Origin of the sequence: Paenisporosarcina sp. TG-14 (genome assembly GCF_000297555.1) — a bacterium.
Classification (GTDB): Bacteria; Bacillota; Bacilli; order Bacillales_A; family Planococcaceae; genus Paenisporosarcina; species Paenisporosarcina antarctica.
Genome location: NZ_AMGD01000034.1, coordinates 1 through 19506, shown reverse-complemented (window position 1 = coordinate 19506; position 19506 = coordinate 1). Strand labels below are relative to the sequence as shown.

Sequence of the window (19506 nt, the reverse complement as noted above, 5' to 3'; positions counted from 1 at the left end):
TACTGACTTTCTGGACAGTCCCGTGACAAATAAATAAATTATAGCCGACTAAATTTCTTCACCAACGTCATTTGACAAAGAACCATTAACGGTTACTTGTTTTTTTATTATTTTCATTCGTTCTATCTTTTTTATGATTTTCTAAAATTTCATCTAATTGTTGCATTAATAAAAGGACGTCAAATTTAGAGATTCGTGACATGTAGGTACACTCCTGTCTCGATTTTCCTAAATGATAAGAAAGAAGTATGTATTGTTATTTTCTTTCATTCATATTCAGCTATCTGTTTATTTATTCGAGACAAAAACATTTTTTATGACCGTAATAGTTAAAATAGAACTTTAGTAGGAGAATTTTTTTCTAGTCAGTAAGACAAGAACTATAGCTGGAAATGAAAATAAGCTCATACCAAGAAAAGCAAGGCCAGGACTAATATCGTACAAATATCCACCAGCAAAAGTTAGAACTGCTGTACTTAAACTCATCGCAAAAGCAGCATACATACCTTGAGCTGCAGGTATTTCATTATGTGATAAACGTTTAGAGATAAATTGAATAAAAGCATAATGGGCGACGCCGAATGAAACAGCGTGTAACAATTGTGTTAATACAAAAATCCAAATCGTTGGAAATAGAAAAATTAGAATCCATCGCAAAGTAGAACCAGTTCCTGCAATTAAAAACATAGTTGATACTTTTGTTTTCGAGAAAAGTAAATCAGCACGTGCGAAGAATAAAATTTCCAACATAATAGCTACATTTAATATAAATCCAATATATAAACTGTTCACACCAAGATCCTGCAAATAAATAAAACCAAAATTATAATAAGAAGCATGTGCCCCTTGAAGTAGAATGGCTAATATGAGTACAATTACAAATGGTTTTGAAGAAAGTAATCGTTTAAAATCTGATTTTTTTTGACTACTTTTACTCTTTTCTGGTTGAATCATTAAAACAGCTGGAGAAGGACGAGTGTATAAATACCACATTAAAGCTAGTCCAACTAACATAATCCATAAGATTGCTTTTTCACTCCATATGGCTGTTGCTGCTCCGATTAATAGTAAACCAAACGTAAAACCAGCAGATCCGAAAGATCGACTTTTTCCATAATGAATACGGTCTGATTTCATTAATACTGAAGCGCTACTTTCCATGGCTGGTAGTAAAACTGGATAGACAATACTAAATATAATGGTAATGACGAGTAAGGGAATAAATGAGTCAGCTATAAGGTATAACGCCATAATAAGGAAGGCCAAAAAACCTGTCCAAATCAAAACCTTTCGAATAGAAAACAGTTTAGTGGCGGCTGGAAATAACACAAATGTTGAAAAAGCGCGTGCTAGCATTCCTGAACCCATGATGATGCTTGCCTGAAAAACGGAGAGACCTTTTTCAGTTGTTAACCATCCAGTCCAGTAAGGAAGAAAAACGCCCCATGTAAAGAAGAACGCAAAGAAGTTTATAGATAACCATTTTTGTGAATTTATCATTAGTGAACCTCGAATCTATAGCGAATGTCTAACTTATTATAGCGAAAAAATAATGATGAGTGTCATCTTCTAACAAACTAATGGTAAAATAAAAGTACGTTAAATGAAAGAAGGCAACTCATGCAATCTCGTAAATTACGATTCAATAAAAGTGACAAAAAGAAATGGCCAATCGTGGTCAGCATAATAATTGCTAGTATTCTCATCATTGTACCTGTGACTTGGATAGGATTACACAGTTGGGATCTTGATAAAAGCTTATCTGCACTAAATGTAGCGCCACAGGCAGATGAACCAAAGCTAATCAATTCTGATACACAAGATAAATCAGCAGGTGAACCTACGGATGAAGAAGATCAGGGTCCTGTTCCAAATGAGAAACCAAAGGAAATTGAAACGCCGGATGAATCTCCTGATGAACCAAAAGAAAGCCCGTCACCGCCAGTAGAGAAACCAGCAAATAATATGTATATTCCAAATCAAAAACACCCGACATCTCCCACTATTATTGATGGATTTTTAGTAGTTAATAAAAGATATCCCTTACCAAAAGACTATAATATAGGTGAAGATCCAAATGCCCGTGCAGGATTCAACCAAATGGCTGCAGCTGCAAAACTTGATGGCTTTGACCTTGTGGCATTTAGTACATTTCGTCCATTTGAGCGACAAGAAGTTTTATATAATCAGTATGTCGAAAAAGATGGACAACAAATTGCCGACCAATATAGCGCACGCCCTGGTTATTCTGAGCATCAAACAGGCTTAGCATTCGATATCGGAGAGAAAAACTTTGAACAACACTGGGCTTCTGCATCGTTTGGTGAAACGCCCGCTGGTGAGTGGGTTGCACAAAATGCACATTTCTATGGCTTTATCTTACGTTATCCCCTAGGAAAAGAAGAAATTACGGGCTATATGCATGAGTCTTGGCATTACCGCTATGTCGGTGTTGAGGCAGCAACTGATATGTATATGCACAAACAAACTCTAGAAGAATATTTAGAATTGTAATTGGTACGTGTAATTAACTGAGTGTGGGCTATGAGAAAAGTATCTAACACATTCTGATCTGTTAAAAAATAAGAGGATGAGGAAAGTGATAACGTCACTTTCCTCATCCTCTTATTGTTTATTTCATTCATGGAGAAGCAGGGTCAAAGAGACTCAACTTTATCCTGATTATTCATATGAAAGGTTTGCGTGCATCAAATGTATGTTGATTACCGATTATTAATGGTTTCAGGATACATATCGTGATTCATCATACGGTGGTTAGCCATCTCTTCGTATTTTGTACCAGGTTTTCCGTAGTTTGTATAAGGGTCAATACTAATGCCACCACGTGGTGTGAATTTTCCCCACACTTCGATGTAGCGAGGGTCCATCAGTTTAATTAAATCATTCAGAATGATATTCATGCAATCTTCATGAAAATCCCCATGATTTCTAAAACTAAATAAGTATAATTTAAGAGACTTACTTTCAACCATGTTAATTTCAGGTATATAACTAATATATATCGTAGCGAAATCGGGTTGACTCGTAATCGGGCATAAAGAAGTGAACTCTGGACAATTAAACTTCACAAAATAGTCTCGATATGGGTGTTTGTTTTCAAATGATTCCAAAACGCCAGGATTATACGAAAAATCATATTGTACATTTTGGTTACCTAATAAATTGATTCCTTGTAAGTCTTCTTTTTGACGACCAGTCATCTTTGGTTCCTCCTTGTTATACCCCACGTTTATTACCCCAAATTAATGCGTGTAATTGAGGTAGTACTTTCGCATCATTCATAATCGTAGACTTCATAGAACGGTCAATTAACCATTCGAAGCGTTTTAATAATGATGAAACCAAAGCTTGATCATCAATAGTTAAGACGTCATCGTTTCCAACTTGCAAGAAGAAAGGAACAGTAGGATAACGTTGATGAATCATCTCTGCATAGGTAAAATCTTCATCATTGAAGACGACAACTTTTAAGCTTGCATTGGCATCTTTTAAATTGTGCATAAATGTATCGAGCTTATTAAAATCCGTTGTCATTGAAGAACTCGGTGGTTTTGGGGAAATGGTTACATCGTCAATATCCAGTAACCAATCTTGCCAATAAGATCCTTGCGTCTCAACTGCCACTTTCCAACCTTGTTCATGACACTGATTGATTAATTCACCTAATCCTTTATGAAGAGCCGGATTGCCTCCAGAAATAGTGATATGAGAAAAAGCCTCTCCACCAATGTCTTTTAAAGAGCTAATAATTTCTTCCGCTTTCATAGCTGTGCTTTTTCCTGTACCATCCCAAGTGAATTTCGAGTCGCACCATGAACAAGAGTAGTCACAACCACCAGTACGAACAAACATTGTCTTTTGCCCGATGACCATACCTTCACCTTGAATAGTAGGACCAAATATCTCCATCACGGGTATCTTCATAACAGATCCTCCGCTCTTGGACGGTAAACAACATAGCTAGTAGGAGTTTCTCGAACTAGAACTTGTATACATTTCGGTTCATGTACAAGTGTCTTCAAGTTATTTTGAATTGTTTTCCAAATTTCTTCAGCCACTTGTTCGGTAGTTGGAAACTTGTCTTCAAATTCTTCGTGGTTATTAAGAACTGTATGATCATATCTTTTGTGGACAAGATTTTTAATTACCTTAAAATCTATGAGAAAACCCATCTCATCTAGCTGATCACCAGCAATTGTAATGTTTATAAAATACGTATGACCATGCAAATATTGGCAGTTCCCAGCATCATCATGAGGAATGAAATGTGCTGCAGACAAATGCATATCTTTATTTAATTCGAATCGATACGTATGAGGTGTTTGTGGATAGAATTGTTGGATCATTTCGTTACACTTCCTTGTTTTTCTTCAAGGTAAGTGGTTAACCCGTTTTGGCGTAATACACAAGATGGACATGTGCCACAGCCATCTCCACGAATACCTTCATAACAAGTTAGTGTACGTGTACGAACGAATTCTAATGCACCTAAATCGTCTGCCATTTTCCATGTTTCAGCTTTGTTTAACCACATTAAAGGGGTTTGAAATTCGAGTGACGAATCCATTGCTAAGTTAATGGATACATTAAGTGCTTTTACGAATACATCACGGCAATCTGGATATCCACTAAAATCAGTTTCACAAACGCCGGTGATAATATGACGAGCTCCAATTGATTGTGCATAAACTGCGGCAAAGGAAAGGAATAAATGGTTTCTTCCTGGGACAAAAGTAGAAGGTAACTCTTCACCCGTTCCTTCAGATACAGCAATATCACTTCTAGTTAGAGCATTTGCTGATAATTGGTTAATTAATTTCATGTCCAGTACTTTAAAGGGAACGTTTAATTCTTTTGCTATTTCTTCTGCACATGTAATTTCTTCTATGTGACGTTGACCGTAGTCAAAGGTGACTGTATACACTTCTTGATACTGCGTTAAAGCCCATAACAGACAAGTTGTACTATCTTGTCCTCCACTAAATACGACAACTGCTTTATCTTGTTTCATTACTCATTTCCCCTTTTGAAGAATGAGAATTCGGCATCTCCATGCAGGTGATTCAGTCCTGTAATATTCCTTGTAAACATGGGTGTATTACAATTGAATGAACTGAATTGAGTCTATTACAGCACAAAAAAACTGTAGAAATAAGCGACAGTTTTCACCTTAGTTTTTTATAGAGGGAGTTTGCGAACCTCTTCCTATTTGTGTACATTGTAAATAATAATAATAGCATAAAACTGATTGAGTTCCTAAGAAATGCTGACTTTCACAAATGCGTAAATGTTTAAACTATTGATTAAAATGTACAAAAAAGCATGAAGAGTATAACTACCTTCATACTTTTAAATAGAAATGTCATTTTAAAGAACGGGAGACAAAAGTCTTGAAAGAGACTCTTTCATTTTGATAATACGTGATCTTTCTTCATACAATTCCATAGTAAGCTCTGTCGATAAAAGCATGTCTTGTTCGAACAACTCAGCTAATTGGTGGGATGTTTCTCGATCATAAATAAATGCGTTTACTTCAAAATTCAATTTAAAACTGCGTAAATCAATATTTGCAGTTCCTACAGTAGATGCTTCATCATCTACTACAACCATCTTCGTATGTAAGAAGCCATTTTCATAAATATAGACTTTTGCACCAGCTTTGAGAAGGTTACCCACATAAGAATAAGTAGCCCAGTAAACAAACATATGATCAGGTTTATTTGGAATCATAATACGCACGTCAATTCCTGATAAGCAAGCTATGCGAAGGGAATCCATGAAGCTCGAATCTGGAATAAAATAGGGTGTTTGAATATATATATATTTTTTGGCCATGTTAATTAGTTTTAAATAACCATTTTTTATTTGTTCCCATTCAGAATCTGGGCCACTTGAAACAATTTGTATGCCAACAGAACCTTTTTGAGGAATAGCAGGGAAATAACGATCAGAGTATTCAATTTCGTGATCCTTGGAAGCTTGATTCCAATCTAAAATAAATCGTGTTTGAAGGGGGTGGACTGCACTCCCTTCTAAGCGTAAATGTGTATCACGCCAATAACCAAATTTTTGATCCAACCCTAAATATTCATCTCCGACGTTAAACCCGCCTATATAACCAATGCGCCCATCTACAACGACGATTTTACGGTGATTACGGAAATTTAATCGTGGATTTACAAGAGGCATAATCGAAGGGAAAAAAGTTTCTACGTCTCCTCCAGAGTCGGTCAGTTCTTGAAAATCGTTCTTTTTCACACCTCGCGAACCCATATCATCAAAGAGTAAACGAACTTTAACACCTTGCTTGGCTTTTCTAACTAGGACATCATAGATACGAGTACCAAGTTTATCTAATCGGAAAATGTAGTATTGGATATGAATATGATCTTTCGCACGATCCAAATCTTCTAGTAAAGCCGAAAACTTCTTTTCACCGTCATTAAAAATGGTCACGGCATTGTCTTGAGTTAAAACAGCGTGATTGTTACGTAAATGCATGTAGATCATATCTTTGTATACGAGGGAGTCGGCAAGTCGAAATACAAAGGTACCAGCTTCAATTGCTTCTATTTGATAATCTATTAAGTTGTCTATGCCAATTTGGCTCCGACCTTCCCAACGAAATAAATGTTTCTGACGTAACTGTCGACCTAAAAGCAAGTAAACAATAAATCCAATCACTGGGATGAAAAATAGTATCATTAACCAAGCCCATGTCGCGGAAGCGTCTCGACGTTCTAAAAATATTAAAAAAATGGCTAAAAATATATTTAATATGATAATTGAAGTGAATCCAAAACTTAGGAAATATTCAAACATTTCAGACCCTCCCTTCCTATATTACGGCGCTTGATTGTAAATAAGTATAGCTTACAGAAACCTAATAAAGAAGGGAATTAAGTTTCATATATATTTGATTGTTTTTCTTGCTAGTAGTTTACCTATTTTTTTGTAAACTCAAACAGAGGCTTTGTGAGAGAATAGAACTTAAGTAAAACTAGAACGAATTAGTTAATAAATGATTGTGGGTGTACATGTGTATTGGTGCAAAATTGCAAGGAGTGAACGTGAATATGCAGACATTGCGAAATTGAACTACGAGACATTTGTGGAAGAAATTCCTCAGCATGCAAAAGATGAAACGGGTAAACGCACGGATGCTTTTCATCAAGAAAACACCTATTTAATTGTCTTGAAGGAGCATCAACTGGTAGGTATGATTGCACTTCGAGATACACGACCGTTTTCGCTAGATCGTAAAGTGGGTCCAGTAGAAAAAGTTCTGCCTATTGAAGCATTAACTGGAAAGTTGTGCGAGATACGATTGCTGTCAGTACGAAAAGAACATCGCAATGGACGTGTCTTTTTTATGTTAGCGCGTGCACTAGCAGACTACGCGTACGAAAAGGGATACGGGGCAGCGGTTATTTCTGGGACTGTGCGTGAATTAAAACTGTATAGTCAACTTGGATTTCAAGCGTTTGCAGAACCTGTTGGAAGTGAGGAAGCCGCTTTTATTCCGATGTTTTTGACAAAAGAACGTTATGAACAATCGATAGCTGCGCGTTTTCAACATAAAAGACATACCTTTTATCCAGGTCCGAATGAATTGAGTCCAGAACTTAAAAAACCATTTCAGCGGTCTCCCATATCCCATAGGTCTTATGAGTTTACTGAACGCTTCAAACGTGTGCAGACTCAGCTATTAAAGATGACAGGCGCATCACAAGTCCATTTGTTAGCGGGGAGCGGGACACTTGCAAATGAAGCAATGATTGCTCAAATTAGCCGACTTCCAGACAAAGGGCTGGTGTTAATCAATGGTGCATTTGGGGAACGCCTGAAAAGACAAGCATTAAAGTGGAACCTGGAATTTGAAACGCTAGAAGTAGAGTGGGGAAATCCTTTCAAAGTTTCTGATTTGAAACTATTATTACAGTCAGGTATATACGGATGGGTTTTACTAGCACATGGAGAAACATCGACGGGTATGCTAAATGATGTTGATGACATTCTTGGACTTTGTAAAGAACAGAAAATTCAAGTTTGCATGGATTGTGTGAGTTCATTAGGTACAGTTCCAATAAATTTAAAAGAGGTTTACTTAGCAACTGGTGTCAGTGGGAAAGCGATTGGTACGATGACGGGTATCGCTCTGGTTTTTTCAAATCATCTCATCGACGTATCGCCCTCAATCCCTACGTATCTAGATCTAGGTTGCTATGCGAATGGGGAAATACCGTACACGTATTCATCTCAACTGTTGGAAAGTCTAGAAATCGCCTTAAAAGCATACGATAAAAACGCCCGATATAACGTTTTAAATAAACGCTACGACAAGCTTTTACTCGCTGAACAAAATGGCGAGTTTGAATTTTTAACCAAGCAAAGTTACCCAATGATCGTCACGTTAAAAGTACCTCCAGTAAATAAGCATATGGCGAAAGACGCTAGACTTTCTGGATTTGATTTACATGATCAAAGTGCGTATTTGAAAGCAAGACAATGGGTTCAACTGTCACTTATCCAACCTGAGTTTGAAGAGTCATTTGAAAAATTCCGCTTATGGCTAATTAATTATGTAGAATATGAAAAGCAGTGAACTCAAATTGAGTCACTGCTTTTTTTAAAATCTGTATAGGTTTGAATAATAAACTTCTTATAAGGGATGTCTGGTAATTTAATAATTAAGTCATATCCAATTTTAGCTTCATTCAGTGCTTTTTCCTGATCTCCGAGTTGAGAATAGCAGAGCGCACGGTAGGAATAAACTTCATAAGCCGTTGATAAATCGTAAGGATGATGCAAATAGGTCGGTACTTGGTATTTTATAAGAATTGGTAAAGCTTCTTTGAATTTACCTAGCCCATATAAAGACTTTCCTTTCTCTAGAAGATAGTGATTATTGTCCTTCATAAGCGTATTACTAGTAAATTCATTTCCCAGTTCAAGAAAACGCTCGATATGAATATTTGCTTTGAGATAGTCGTTCGTATATGAGTTGTGAAAATGTGCTTCTAAATATTCAGCAATCGCTGTAGAAAATTTATTTTCCGCAAACTCTCCGTATTGCCTAACTTTCATTAAATAATACGATCGATCTTCTTCATTCCCATTAATCATTGCCTGGAAACAAGCCAAGCGATACAAATCATCAATCCGGTAAAAGATGCGTTCTTCTTTAGAAAAATTTAAAGCTTCCGTCATTTTAATCTGTGCTTGTTCATAATTTCCGACAGCAGAAAATAATAATGATTCACAATATAGATACTCAATCGTTGTCATGGCATCAAATGGAGAATCAAAACGAGCATGTTCTTGCATAATAATGGCTAGTGCTTCCTCGTAGTTATGAGCTGTGAACTGGATCATGCCTTTAAAGAGTACAAGAGACGCACTTTGATTATATAAATGCAATTGTTCATACATTTTCATCGCACGATTATAGTGAATTTCCCAATCCTTATGTTTTAATTGATGTGTAGACCTACTAAATATATCAAGCAATCGGGCGGACTCATAACTGAGCGTCAATTTATCTGCGATTGGTTTGATTAATTCTACGATTTGTTCATGTTCATCCGTTAAATCAGAGAACTCCACTTTAAAAAGTTTCTCTGCTTTTTCTAACACCGTTCTCTTCTCTGTTGGATTAACATCTTCCATTAATTCAGATGATTCCACACCTAGCTGCTGAGCTATATAAGATAAGCTTTCCATGGAAGGTCGTGCTTTGCCATTTTCGATTAAACTGAGCATGCCTTTAGTCAGCTTGTTGCCGGCTAATGCTTCCAACGTAAGCTTTTGTTCTTTTCGTAGTTGTCTAATTCGTAATCCGATTGTATCCATATATAACGCTCCATTTCTAATTAGTTTAATTATATTAAACTTTCTCTTGCATGGGAAGTGCTAGCATGTTATTATTTGTTTAATTAAATTAAACTTTTTTTAAAAAAGGAGTTTTTATGTGGAAGAAGCTATGAAGTTAAAGAAAGCCACATATCATTTGTGGACGTTCACAATTAGTAAATTGATTTCAACATTTGGGGTAAGTGTTTTTACGTTTGGGATTAGTTTTTACATTTTATCAATAACAGGATCGGCAACCAGTTTCGCGATTGTGTTAATTTGCAGCATTCTTCCTAGAGTAATTTTGGCACCGTTTGCGGGCTACGCTGCAGATAAGTATTCAAAAAAGACCATTATAATCGTTGCTCAAATATGTAGCGTGTTGGCAGTTGCAGGCTTGCTAGCGGTGAGTTTAACGATAGGTCTTTCTCTTATTGCGATTTATCTAACAGAAATTGTCCTGTCAATTACATCACTGTTTTCAGGAGTGACGTTTAGTTCTTCTATAGCAAATTTAGTAGATTCTGAGAGAATTCAAAAAGCGATGTCTTTTAATCAAATGTCCATATCACTTGCTGCCATTGGTGGACCTGCGGTAGGAGGACTATTGTTCGGACTTGTTTCCATAAACATGTTTTTGATCATTAATATGGTCAGTTACATCATTGCCGTGATACTTGAGGCAACCATGGATTTTAAATTATTTTCAACAAGAATTACCGAAGAGATAAATGAAAAGAAAGAGACAATGCTTCAAAATATGAAAGCGGGCATTACCTATGTAAAACAACATCGTATATTAGTAGTAATTGTATGGGTAGCACTAGTCATTAACTTTTTCTTCGGAGCTTTTACTGTTGGTTATGCCTTTATTCTTGTAGATGGCTTGAAAGTGCAATCCGCCCATTTTGGCATAACAGAAGGAGCGCTTGCCGTTGGTATGCTCGTTACTTCCATTTATTTAGCTACACGGAAGGAAGTTAAGTTTCCTCTAGTTGTTGTGAAAAGAGGCATTTTAACTATGGGAGCCTTGATGGGATTGGCTACTTTCCCATTACTTATCCAGTTATCATATACGTCAGTTGTGATTTTTTATATCGTACTCATGTTTACATTTGGTGTGAGTTTAATTTTCGTTAATACTCCAATTGGTGTGATGATGCAAAAACGCATTGATGAAGAATATCGAGGTCGCGTATTTGGATTACTTGAAACCATGTCGATGTCATTAATGCCTCTAGCGATGGTGCTTTTCGGATTCCTTTATGATATCGTTCCAGCACAGTATGTTTTGTTGGTTTCTAGTATCATTTTATTAATGGCTGTCATCTACATGCTTCGTCCATCCATTATGAAACAAGCACATCCAGAGCTTGAGGACAAAGAAAATGTAAAAGAGCCAGTAAAAATAGTAACTTCATAAGAAAATTTCTTGGTCATGTCCAATGGTCTATGATAAAGACTATTGTTAAAGAATGCTGTTGATATTGAAGAACAATCGACAGAGTACATTTGTGCCTAGCAGGTAGTGTGGTAACTTTTATTTTACTGGAAAGGTAATTAATCTCATTATTTACTTTTTCAGTACAGACTGATTGGAATGGAGGAGGCGGAAGAACATCTGCTCCTGCGGTTACTCGTCGCGAAGATATTGGACGAACTGGCATTCGACCAATATCTTTTCCTGGGGGAACAGCACGAGCTGAAGACCCCTGGACTGAGCGACGCGAGTAAGTGGCTAAAGCCGTGCCCCCCGGAATGCGTCCGCCGCAATGGAAATCAGCTACTTTTTTTTGGAGGCACACTGGCCACCCGAGGAAAGCGTCCTCCTGTTTCTGTTTCTGTTTCTGCATCGCTTTGCTAGCTTCGAAACATGAGAGAGCGTTGTAACGAAAATCAACCATATAATTTAATAGAGCCATAAGAAAAAAATCCAGCCTCTCAAATTATGAGGGAGCTGGAGTATCATTTTTTAACGAATGACTAGATTTTCGGAATAGTATGATGAGACTAATTGATAAAATAGCGAGCACACTAGACAATACATAGACCTTGTCCGGTTGAACTGTGAAAATCCATGTGAACAGAAGCGGGCCGATAATCCGTCCCATATTATCCATTGAGTACGTCATGCCAGCTGCCGTGCCATACATGCCGCCAGATTCTTTTGTTGTAAGAGACACTAATACCGTTCGTGCAAGGGCATTACCAGCTGTAAAGACGCTCAGTGCAAAACCTGCCCATAGTAAACTGCCAGTAAATAGCATTAACAGTAACCCAATCGCTGTCACAACTTGTGCTCCTATAATCCATTTCGTTTCTTGACCATTTTTCACACGACGGACGATACCGCCTTGTACAATAGCATCTACTAAACCACTCGCCATAAATAAGTAGCCAAGTTGAAGGGGAGTAATAGCTATTTTATTGATTTGGAATAATTGAAATGTGGCTTCTAACCCTGCTAATAAAAAAGTCACCATAAACGAAAACAAGAACAAATAACGAATACGGTATAGCCAAAGGGTTTTAGCACCTTTTGGCACAATTGCACGTTTTCGTGCATCTACTCTAGACTCTGGTTCTTTTAAAATAACGCTAGCATATACCACTAACAGAAGAGTCAATATGGCCGAAGCAATAAAAGGAAGTTGCAACGTGATGGTACCAAGTAAGCCACCGATTGCTGGACCGAAGATAAAGCCGAGTCCAATTGACATGCCGAGTAATCCCATATATTTATTGCGTTCTTCTTCAGTAGTCATATCTGCTACAAATCCAGTTACAGCAGTGTACAGTGCGCCAGAAAAAATACCGCCAACGATTCGTGATACATATAACATAGGAAGTACTTCAATAAAGCTAGCAAAAAGCACAAAACTCATACTGAAACCTAGCAAACCAATCAGTATTAACTTTTTTCTGCCTGTCCGATCTGATAATGCACCCCATAGTGGAGCAGTAAAGAAAGAAGCTAAAGCATAAATCGTTAATAAACCGCCAACATGAACTTCGCTATACCCTTGTTCTAAGATTACTTCTGGCAAAATGGGAATAATGATTCCAAAACCTAAATATACAAAAAATTGCACAGACATTAATAACAAAATGGCTTTCTTCATTTAAAAAGAACCCGCTTTCTATTCTCAATACGTTTAGTTCATTTTACTCGGAATTACCTATTCAAACAACAACTGATAATTAAAAAACCCCGCAGAATTAAAACTGCGGGGTTAATTACTTATGTAACTGTAAAATTGCCGTGCATTATTGTCCGATTGTGTAACCTTGCTCTTCAATCGTGTTAGTAAATTGCTGTACTTCTGCTACGTCTTTGTTAAATTCAACATTAACTGTACCAGTTTCTAAATGAACTTGAACATTATCCACACCTGAAATTGCTGTAACACTATTTTCGATTGCTTTTACACAATGTTCACAAGTCATTCCATCGACTTTTATCGTTACGCGATCAACCATTATATAGCCTCCTCCATAATCATTTTTGCTTACTTTATTTCCACTAAAGGCATCTTTAGTTATAACTAATTTTTTGAAAACATTAACTAACCAATGAAAACAAAATTCTGTAAACCTATTTAAGATTGATTGATTTAAAGAAGATTTGGTAATAATATCATATATTAAACACTAGGATTTGTCCTTAATTGCGAGTAGGTAAATGTGCTATATCTTTATCTTGGATTATCATTTCTTAGCTGTCATGTAGTATAAAAAACTCCGTACTGTGTAAAATGAATTGAATAAAAAACCCCCAAACTAAAGGGAAAGTTTGGAGGAATTCATTAAAGGTGCTCTGGTTTTGAAATTTCGTGTAAAGCTTGTGCAGCATCATGAACCGTTTCACTTGGAATTGATAAATCAGCTAAAGCTACAAAACCAACAAGGGAATCATTTTTAATCACCGGTAATCTTCTTATACGATGTTGCGCCATAATTTCAGCTGCTTCTTCAGAAGAAGATTCGGGACCCACCGAAATTACATCCTGTGTCATTACATCTTTTACAAAACGTTGTCCATCTTCAGCTACAGATCTCGTTACAATGTCACGATCTGTAATCATACCAATAATACGTGGTCCATCTACTACTGGCATACAGCCAATGTCCAAAGCTCGCATGCTCTGAGCAATTTCTGAAATTAAATCTGTGGGTGTGCAGGTTACAATATCACGTGACATAATGTCTTTAATTTTCACGAAAACACCTCCTTCAATATTGTTTAGTATGATTTACAATTGATTAAAATATGTAACAATATTGAAAGATTTAAAACTGGATAAACGTGGTATAGTATGTGTATTAAATAAAAATAAAATCTTTTAAAAGAAGTTGAAACTTTTAGTGAATGAGAACGTCCTAAAACTAGAGGAAGATAGAGGTGCATTATATGACGAAACAAGTTGACTTGAGAAGAATCGTTTCAAATTTTTCGAAGTTAGGTGTAACAGTTACTCTGACAAAATCTCGTCTTGAAATGTTAAAAGCGCTCGCATCACCGACTCAAGCTCCACAATCTCACTGAGTAATTCCACAACATAGAACATACATTTTAGACACCTACTGTGAAGTTGGTGTTTTTTTATGCAAAAAAAAGAATACGCATAGTAGCGTATTCTTTTGCGAAGTAAACTTCTATGCCTTTAGGTGTTGTCTAGCTAAAAGCACCAAGAGCGTGGTCCCATTCAGAGGTCAGAAAGACGAAATATTCGCCTTTCATCTTTCCTACACCGGTGTCGGTCTAGAGTTTCGCTTTCCGAATTTAATAGTTAGTCATCTTGACTTGAGCCGAACATATACGTTCGGTGATGGAATTTCATGCTGAAAACTAATCCAAGTGCGAGCATATTCCCCATTAACGAACTTCCTCCATAACTAATAAAAGGTAGGGGGATACCGGTAATCGGTAACAGTTGAATCGTCATTCCAATGTTTTGGAATACATGGAACGTGATCATGGCGATAATTCCAGCACATACATATGTACTAAAAGGATCTTTTAACTGTAGGGTAATTTTGGTTAAATGATAAATCAGTAAGAAAAATAAACTGACAACAATACTTGCCCCAATAAAACCATATTCTTCGCCAATAACTGTGAAAATAAAGTCGGTATGATTCTCAGGAACGTACACTTCTCGTCCTTGATATCCTTTTCCGGTAATTTCTCCAGAGCCAATAGCAGTCATAGCCTTAATTAAATTATAGCCTTCAAATGTGGAGAATGAATAAGGGTCTAACCAAGAATAAACACGACCGAATTGATAGGCTTTAAAACCAAATTTATCTGATAAGAATTCTTGCATAAAGACGGCCATCCATAAGATGAAACCACCTAAAACAGCCGTACCTGCAAAAATTGGAACAATTAACTTCCAAGTTACCCCACCGACAATTATCATTGCTGCGGTAATGGCAAGAAAAACAAGAGCTGTACCTAAATCTGGTTGTTGCATAATAAATAGTAATGGAACTAATACAGTAATAATGATTTTCCCGAGAAGAAGTACATCTGTTTTTACTGTTTTAATTAAAAATTTCTCGTGATGCTCACTAATCATGCGCGCCATTGTTAATATAAATATTGTTTTCATAAACTCTGATGGTTGAATGCTCCCAATACCTGGTAAATGAAACCAACTTTTCGCACCGCCGCGTAATTCAGCAATCTGTCCTTGACCGCCAGGGGCTAAAACTAGCGCAATTAATACAAGAATACCAAAACCATAGAAAATCCAAGACATCTTTTTATACTGTTCTGGTTCAAATAACATGGCAAAACCAATAATTAAAGCACCAACAATATACCAAAGCACTTGACGAGGAATAAAGTTAATTGGATATTGCCCAGATGTTTGGGCAGATGAAATTGCAAACAAACTCACTATAAAGAGTAGTAATACTATAAAAGCTAGCGTCCAATCGAAACGGTCTGCAAACCTTTTGTTATTTTCCACGGTTGTCACCTGAATTCCTGTTTTAAAGTTATATAACCTTTTGATTATAACGTAAACTGCTTATAAATGCTTGCACAGTATTTACTAACGAAAAACAAGCTCAAATGTTTCATTCTTCACCAAGTGAGCATATAATAAGAGGTAGAATGGAGTGTTGATCATGGTGAAAAAAGTGCGTGATACAGAAGATTTTCTTCACCATATTTATATACATATGAACGAAGTTGGTCATTTCGTATTGTTCAGCGGAATAACAATGTATCAATTTGTTCAAAATGCAGGCCCTTTGCAAAATTTGTTATTATTGAAGCATGAATATAAAGACAGTTCGTTTAACATACACACTCAATTAGAATTCGTTCCAGATGAAGAAGTTTTTTCATTTACAAAAGAATTTATGGATAATCCAACAGATTTAAGATGGATTGATTTTACGGATGAACGTAGACTCAATATGTTATCACCTCAAGAGCAAGCAGAATTATTGTATATTGGTCATAAAAAAGAGTCCATTCGATCACCTTTTTATTATCAACTTCAAAATCGTTTTGTTTACTTGTCTAATGAAGATGAAAGTATGACAAAAGTATATTTCCGTGAACTTGATGATTCATTACAATTAGTTGTCAATATACTAAATCAAGTGGTACGAAACAAAGAAAATAGGGCACCTTTTTGGCGTCGAAAACAAAAAGAAAGGTTTCCTGAACTAACAATGGCTCAATTTATTTCACACAAACCTATGTTGAAAGAAGGGGTACTTCTTTCATTATATAAAGTAGAAAAAACAAAAGTAACTTACGATCTAGAAATTCGTTTTTTACCAGAATCTGTATTCCCTGATGAAATTTGGGACGAATTAACTACAGTTATAAAACAAAGTCCGGACAAAACGATTCGATTTTAAACAATTCCTTGCAAAGATATGTGCAAGGAATTGTTTTTTTATATTTGTCATGGGTAAACAAGGTTCATGATAAAATAAGAGTATCTAATACATGGAGGTAATCTAATGAAGAAAAGAATTGGTTTATTGTATGGTGGTAAATCTGCAGAACATGAAGTGTCATTATCAACAGCTCGTGCAGTGACCCAAGCATTAAATTTCGATGATTATGATGTATTTCCAATATTTATTACACAAGAAGGCGAATGGCGTAAGGGTGCGCAATTACTAGCGCCAGTAGAAGCAATAGATCAATTACAATTTGGTAAAGAAAACAATCAAAGCTTACCTAATAACATTTCAAGCTTTCTGCCGTCTACTCAAGGAACAGGTGAAGATGAAAATTCGTTAGATGTAATATTCCCACTTCTACACGGACCAAATGGGGAAGACGGTACAGTTCAAGGATTGCTTGAAGTATTAAATCTTCCATACATCGGTAATGGCGTATTAGCTTCTTCAGCTGGTATGGATAAAGTAGTGATGAAACAACTTTTTGAGATTGCAGGATTGAAGCAAGTACCATTCGTTCATTTCATTCGAAATGAATGGAAAAAAGACCAAAGCTACTGGCTTGGGAAGATAGAAACAGAACTTGCTTGGCCCGTATTTGTTAAACCGGCAAACTTAGGTTCGAGTGTCGGTATTAGCCAGGCAGCCAATCGTGAAGAGTTAATTAAAGCCGTAGATTTAGCGTTAAAATATGATCGGAAAATTATTATTGAACAAGGCATTAAGGCACGTGAAATTGAAATGGGTGTACTCGGAAACGATACCCCAAAATGTTCTGTTCCTGGCGAAATCAAACCGTTGAAAGCTTTTTATGATTATCAAGCAAAATATAAAGATGGGAATACTGCAATGATTATCCCAGCAGATGTTTCACAAGAAGTAAAAGCAACGCTAATAGACCACGCAATTAAAGCATTTAAAGTATTGGATTGTTCAGGCCTTGTTCGAGCAGACTTCTTTGTAACAGATGATGATGAAGTTGTTATTAATGAAGTGAATACTTTACCTGGTTTTACACCAACTAGCATGTTCCCATTGCTATGGCAACACACGGGCGTAAACTACTCAGAATTGATTGATCAACTGATTGAACTAGCTATTGAACGTCACGCAGAAAAACAACAACTACATTATACAATGGATTGAGTGTGAATATTTATGAAAAAATCACTACGAACAATTGCGAAATGGCTAAACATAGATACGTTAGAAACATCAGATGTAATGGTAAGTGGTGTCTCAATCAATACAAAAACCATCCAACCTGGTGACTTGTTTATCCCCTTTAAAGGAGAAAAAGTAAATGGTCACCAATATGTAGACCAGGCTTTTGAAAAAGGAGCGTCTGCTACTCTTTGGCAACAAGATGAGCCGAATCCACCGAGAAATGTGCCAATTATTTTTGTTAAAGACAGTGAAAAAGCTCTGCAACAAATGGCTCGATCATATCGCAAAGAACATCAAGCGATATTCATCGGAATTACAGGTTCAAATGGCAAGACTTCTACAAAGGATTTAGTAGCGGGTGTTCTCGCTCCTTATTTCCGCGTTCAAAAAACAGCGGGTAATTTTAATAATAATTTAGGTTTACCCATTACCATTTTGTCTTTAAATGAAGATACTGAATTTGCAGTGCTTGAAATGGGGATGAGTGGTTATGGTGAAATCGAGTTTTTATCCACTTTAGCAGAACCACATTACGTTGCTATTACAAACATTGGGGAAGCTCATATGCAAGACTTGGGGTCTCGAGAAGGAATTGTGAAGGCCAAGTTTGAAATCGTTGCAGGCTTACAAGAGGAAGGTTGTTTATTTTATGATGGAGATGAACCACTACTTAATCCATTCATCCAACAATTCAACATCGAGAATGTAACTTCTACTATTAAAACAATTTCATTTGGTGCTAACAGTTCTAATGACGTTTATGCGCAATCGATTCAAGCGACGGAAAACGGTAGTGAATTTGATGTGAAGGGATTAATTGAAGATCATTTTATGATTCCTGTTTTAGGAAAGCATCAAGTTAAAAATGCATTAGTCGCTATTTTAATTGCACAAAAAGCAGGCTTAACCAACAAACAGATTCACGATTCTTTGAAAAACTCGTCACTAACAGATATGCGCATGCAAGTTATACCTGCAGAAAATGGTTCGTTATTTATTAATGATGCGTATAATGCTGCTCCGACATCAATGAAGGCTGCAATCACTTTCATTTGTGAAACAACCATTCGGCCAGATAAATGGCTTGTACTCGGTGATATGTTGGAGTTAGGTGATGATGAGCAAATTTATCATGAAGAATTGGCTAATCAAATCAACCCACAAGATTTCTCAGGCGTCTGTTTATATGGTCCGAGAATGAAATGGTTGTATGAAAAGTTGCAACATATGTTTGCGGATACTCATGTAATTTGGTCAGAAAAAGACTATGAACCGATTCGAGATACATTAAAAACCTATACTACTTTAAATTCCATCGTTTTAGTAAAAGGCTCTCGTGGAATGGCACTTGAAAACGTTATAAAGTAAGCAGTTCAAATTTCTAAAAGTTTGGAAGTATAGACAGATTGACATGAAATATTAAATTTAGTTCAAAGATAAGAAAGTATATAAATTTAGAGTGCCATGAACCCAGTATTCCGGGTATTTTAAGGAGTAGGTTCTAGTATGATACCGCTGATTTGCGCTCCA

19 protein-coding genes and 1 riboswitch are annotated in these 19506 nt (G+C 36.4%); of the genes, 7 read left to right on the top strand and 12 right to left on the bottom strand.

All coding sequences use genetic code 11. From position 1 onward, the window contains the following. Positions 1-342: 342 nt before the first annotated feature. Positions 343-1500 (bottom strand): MFS transporter, encoded by a 1158-nt coding sequence (locus tag C406_RS0111360; RefSeq protein WP_017380749.1) that lies wholly within the window; start codon positions 1498-1500, stop codon positions 343-345. Between the two features lie 120 nt (positions 1501-1620). Between C406_RS0111360 and C406_RS0111355 the strand changes: the two genes are divergently transcribed. Beyond that, positions 1621-2514 (top strand): M15 family metallopeptidase, encoded by an 894-nt coding sequence (locus C406_RS0111355; protein ID WP_017380748.1) that lies wholly within the window; start codon positions 1621-1623, stop codon positions 2512-2514. Between the two features lie 209 nt (positions 2515-2723). Here C406_RS0111355 and queF read toward each other — a convergent pair whose 3' ends face one another. The 5 genes from queF to cls form a co-directional block, all read right to left on the bottom strand. Continuing rightward, positions 2724-3221, bottom strand: coding sequence for a preQ(1) synthase (gene queF, locus C406_RS0111350; RefSeq protein WP_017380747.1), 498 nt, complete (start codon positions 3219-3221; stop codon positions 2724-2726). Positions 3222-3237: 16 nt separating this feature from the next. Beyond that, entirely contained in the window at positions 3238-3945 is a 708-nt protein-coding gene (queE, locus tag C406_RS0111345) for a 7-carboxy-7-deazaguanine synthase QueE (protein ID WP_017380746.1), read from the bottom strand. Then, the gene (gene queD / locus C406_RS0111340) at positions 3942-4367 is read right to left on the bottom strand and encodes a 6-carboxytetrahydropterin synthase QueD (protein WP_017380745.1); all 426 of its coding nucleotides are present in this window, start codon (positions 4365-4367) and stop codon (positions 3942-3944) included. The genes queE and queD overlap by 4 nt, the downstream gene beginning before the upstream one ends. After that, positions 4364-5032 carry a 7-cyano-7-deazaguanine synthase QueC gene (queC, locus tag C406_RS0111335; protein WP_017380744.1) on the bottom strand — a complete coding sequence of 223 codons (669 nt, stop codon included), beginning with the start codon at positions 5030-5032 and terminating at the stop codon, positions 4364-4366. The genes queD and queC overlap by 4 nt, the downstream gene beginning before the upstream one ends. Positions 5033-5185: 153 nt before the next feature. Continuing rightward, positions 5186-5229: riboswitch (PreQ1 riboswitch) on the bottom strand. Positions 5230-5388: 159 nt separating this feature from the next. Next, complete coding sequence (gene cls / locus C406_RS0111330) at positions 5389-6843, bottom strand: cardiolipin synthase (protein WP_017380743.1); 1455 nt, start codon at positions 6841-6843, stop codon at positions 5389-5391. Positions 6844-7042: 199 nt separating this feature from the next. On the opposite strand from cls, the gene C406_RS0111325 reads away from it, so the two are divergent. Further along, entirely contained in the window at positions 7043-8626 is a 1584-nt protein-coding gene (locus C406_RS0111325) for a GNAT family N-acetyltransferase (protein WP_237740551.1), read from the top strand. Between the two features lie 2 nt (positions 8627-8628). On the opposite strand, the gene C406_RS0111320 is transcribed toward C406_RS0111325, so the two are convergent. Beyond that, positions 8629-9873 carry a helix-turn-helix domain-containing protein gene (locus tag C406_RS0111320; protein WP_017380741.1) on the bottom strand — a complete coding sequence of 415 codons (1245 nt, stop codon included), beginning with the start codon at positions 9871-9873 and terminating at the stop codon, positions 8629-8631. A gap of 118 nt (positions 9874-9991) precedes the next feature. On the opposite strand from C406_RS0111320, the gene C406_RS0111315 reads away from it, so the two are divergent. Then, positions 9992-11296, top strand: a complete 1305-nt coding sequence (locus C406_RS0111315) for an MFS transporter (protein WP_017380740.1) — start codon at positions 9992-9994, stop codon at positions 11294-11296. 13 nt (positions 11297-11309) lie between these two features. On the opposite strand, the gene C406_RS0111310 is transcribed toward C406_RS0111315, so the two are convergent. From C406_RS0111310 to C406_RS0111295, 4 genes are all read right to left on the bottom strand, one after another. Then, positions 11310-11726, bottom strand: coding sequence for a hypothetical protein (locus tag C406_RS0111310; RefSeq protein ID WP_155966737.1), 417 nt, complete (start codon positions 11724-11726; stop codon positions 11310-11312). Between the two features lie 93 nt (positions 11727-11819). Next, positions 11820-12995 carry an MFS transporter gene (locus tag C406_RS0111305; protein ID WP_017380738.1) on the bottom strand — a complete coding sequence of 392 codons (1176 nt, stop codon included), beginning with the start codon at positions 12993-12995 and terminating at the stop codon, positions 11820-11822. 145 nt (positions 12996-13140) lie between these two features. Beyond that, positions 13141-13353, bottom strand: coding sequence for a copper chaperone CopZ (gene copZ, locus C406_RS0111300; protein ID WP_017380737.1), 213 nt, complete (start codon positions 13351-13353; stop codon positions 13141-13143). A gap of 326 nt (positions 13354-13679) precedes the next feature. Beyond that, positions 13680-14093, bottom strand: coding sequence for a CBS domain-containing protein (locus tag C406_RS0111295; protein WP_017380736.1), 414 nt, complete (start codon positions 14091-14093; stop codon positions 13680-13682). 191 nt (positions 14094-14284) lie between these two features. On the opposite strand from C406_RS0111295, the gene C406_RS21255 reads away from it, so the two are divergent. Next, entirely contained in the window at positions 14285-14419 is a 135-nt protein-coding gene (locus C406_RS21255) for an Lmo0850 family protein (protein ID WP_017380735.1), read from the top strand. Between the two features lie 244 nt (positions 14420-14663). Here the strand turns inward: C406_RS21255 and C406_RS0111285 are convergent, their stop codons facing one another. Beyond that, a complete protein-coding gene (locus tag C406_RS0111285) occupies positions 14664-15851 on the bottom strand; it encodes an FtsW/RodA/SpoVE family cell cycle protein (protein WP_017380734.1) in 1188 nt (395 codons plus the stop codon). Positions 15852-16011: 160 nt separating this feature from the next. Between C406_RS0111285 and C406_RS0111280 the strand changes: the two genes are divergently transcribed. The 3 genes from C406_RS0111280 to C406_RS0111270 all read left to right on the top strand — a co-directional run bounded on the left by C406_RS0111280 (position 16012) and on the right by C406_RS0111270 (position 19344). After that, positions 16012-16758, top strand: a complete 747-nt coding sequence (locus C406_RS0111280) for a hypothetical protein (protein ID WP_017380733.1) — start codon at positions 16012-16014, stop codon at positions 16756-16758. A 105-nt stretch (positions 16759-16863) separates the two neighbouring features. Then, the gene (locus C406_RS0111275) at positions 16864-17955 is read left to right on the top strand and encodes a D-alanine--D-alanine ligase (RefSeq protein ID WP_017380732.1); all 1092 of its coding nucleotides are present in this window, start codon (positions 16864-16866) and stop codon (positions 17953-17955) included. Between the two features lie 12 nt (positions 17956-17967). Continuing rightward, entirely contained in the window at positions 17968-19344 is a 1377-nt protein-coding gene (locus C406_RS0111270; RefSeq protein WP_017380731.1) for a UDP-N-acetylmuramoyl-tripeptide--D-alanyl-D-alanine ligase, read from the top strand. Positions 19345-19506 lie beyond the last annotated feature (162 nt).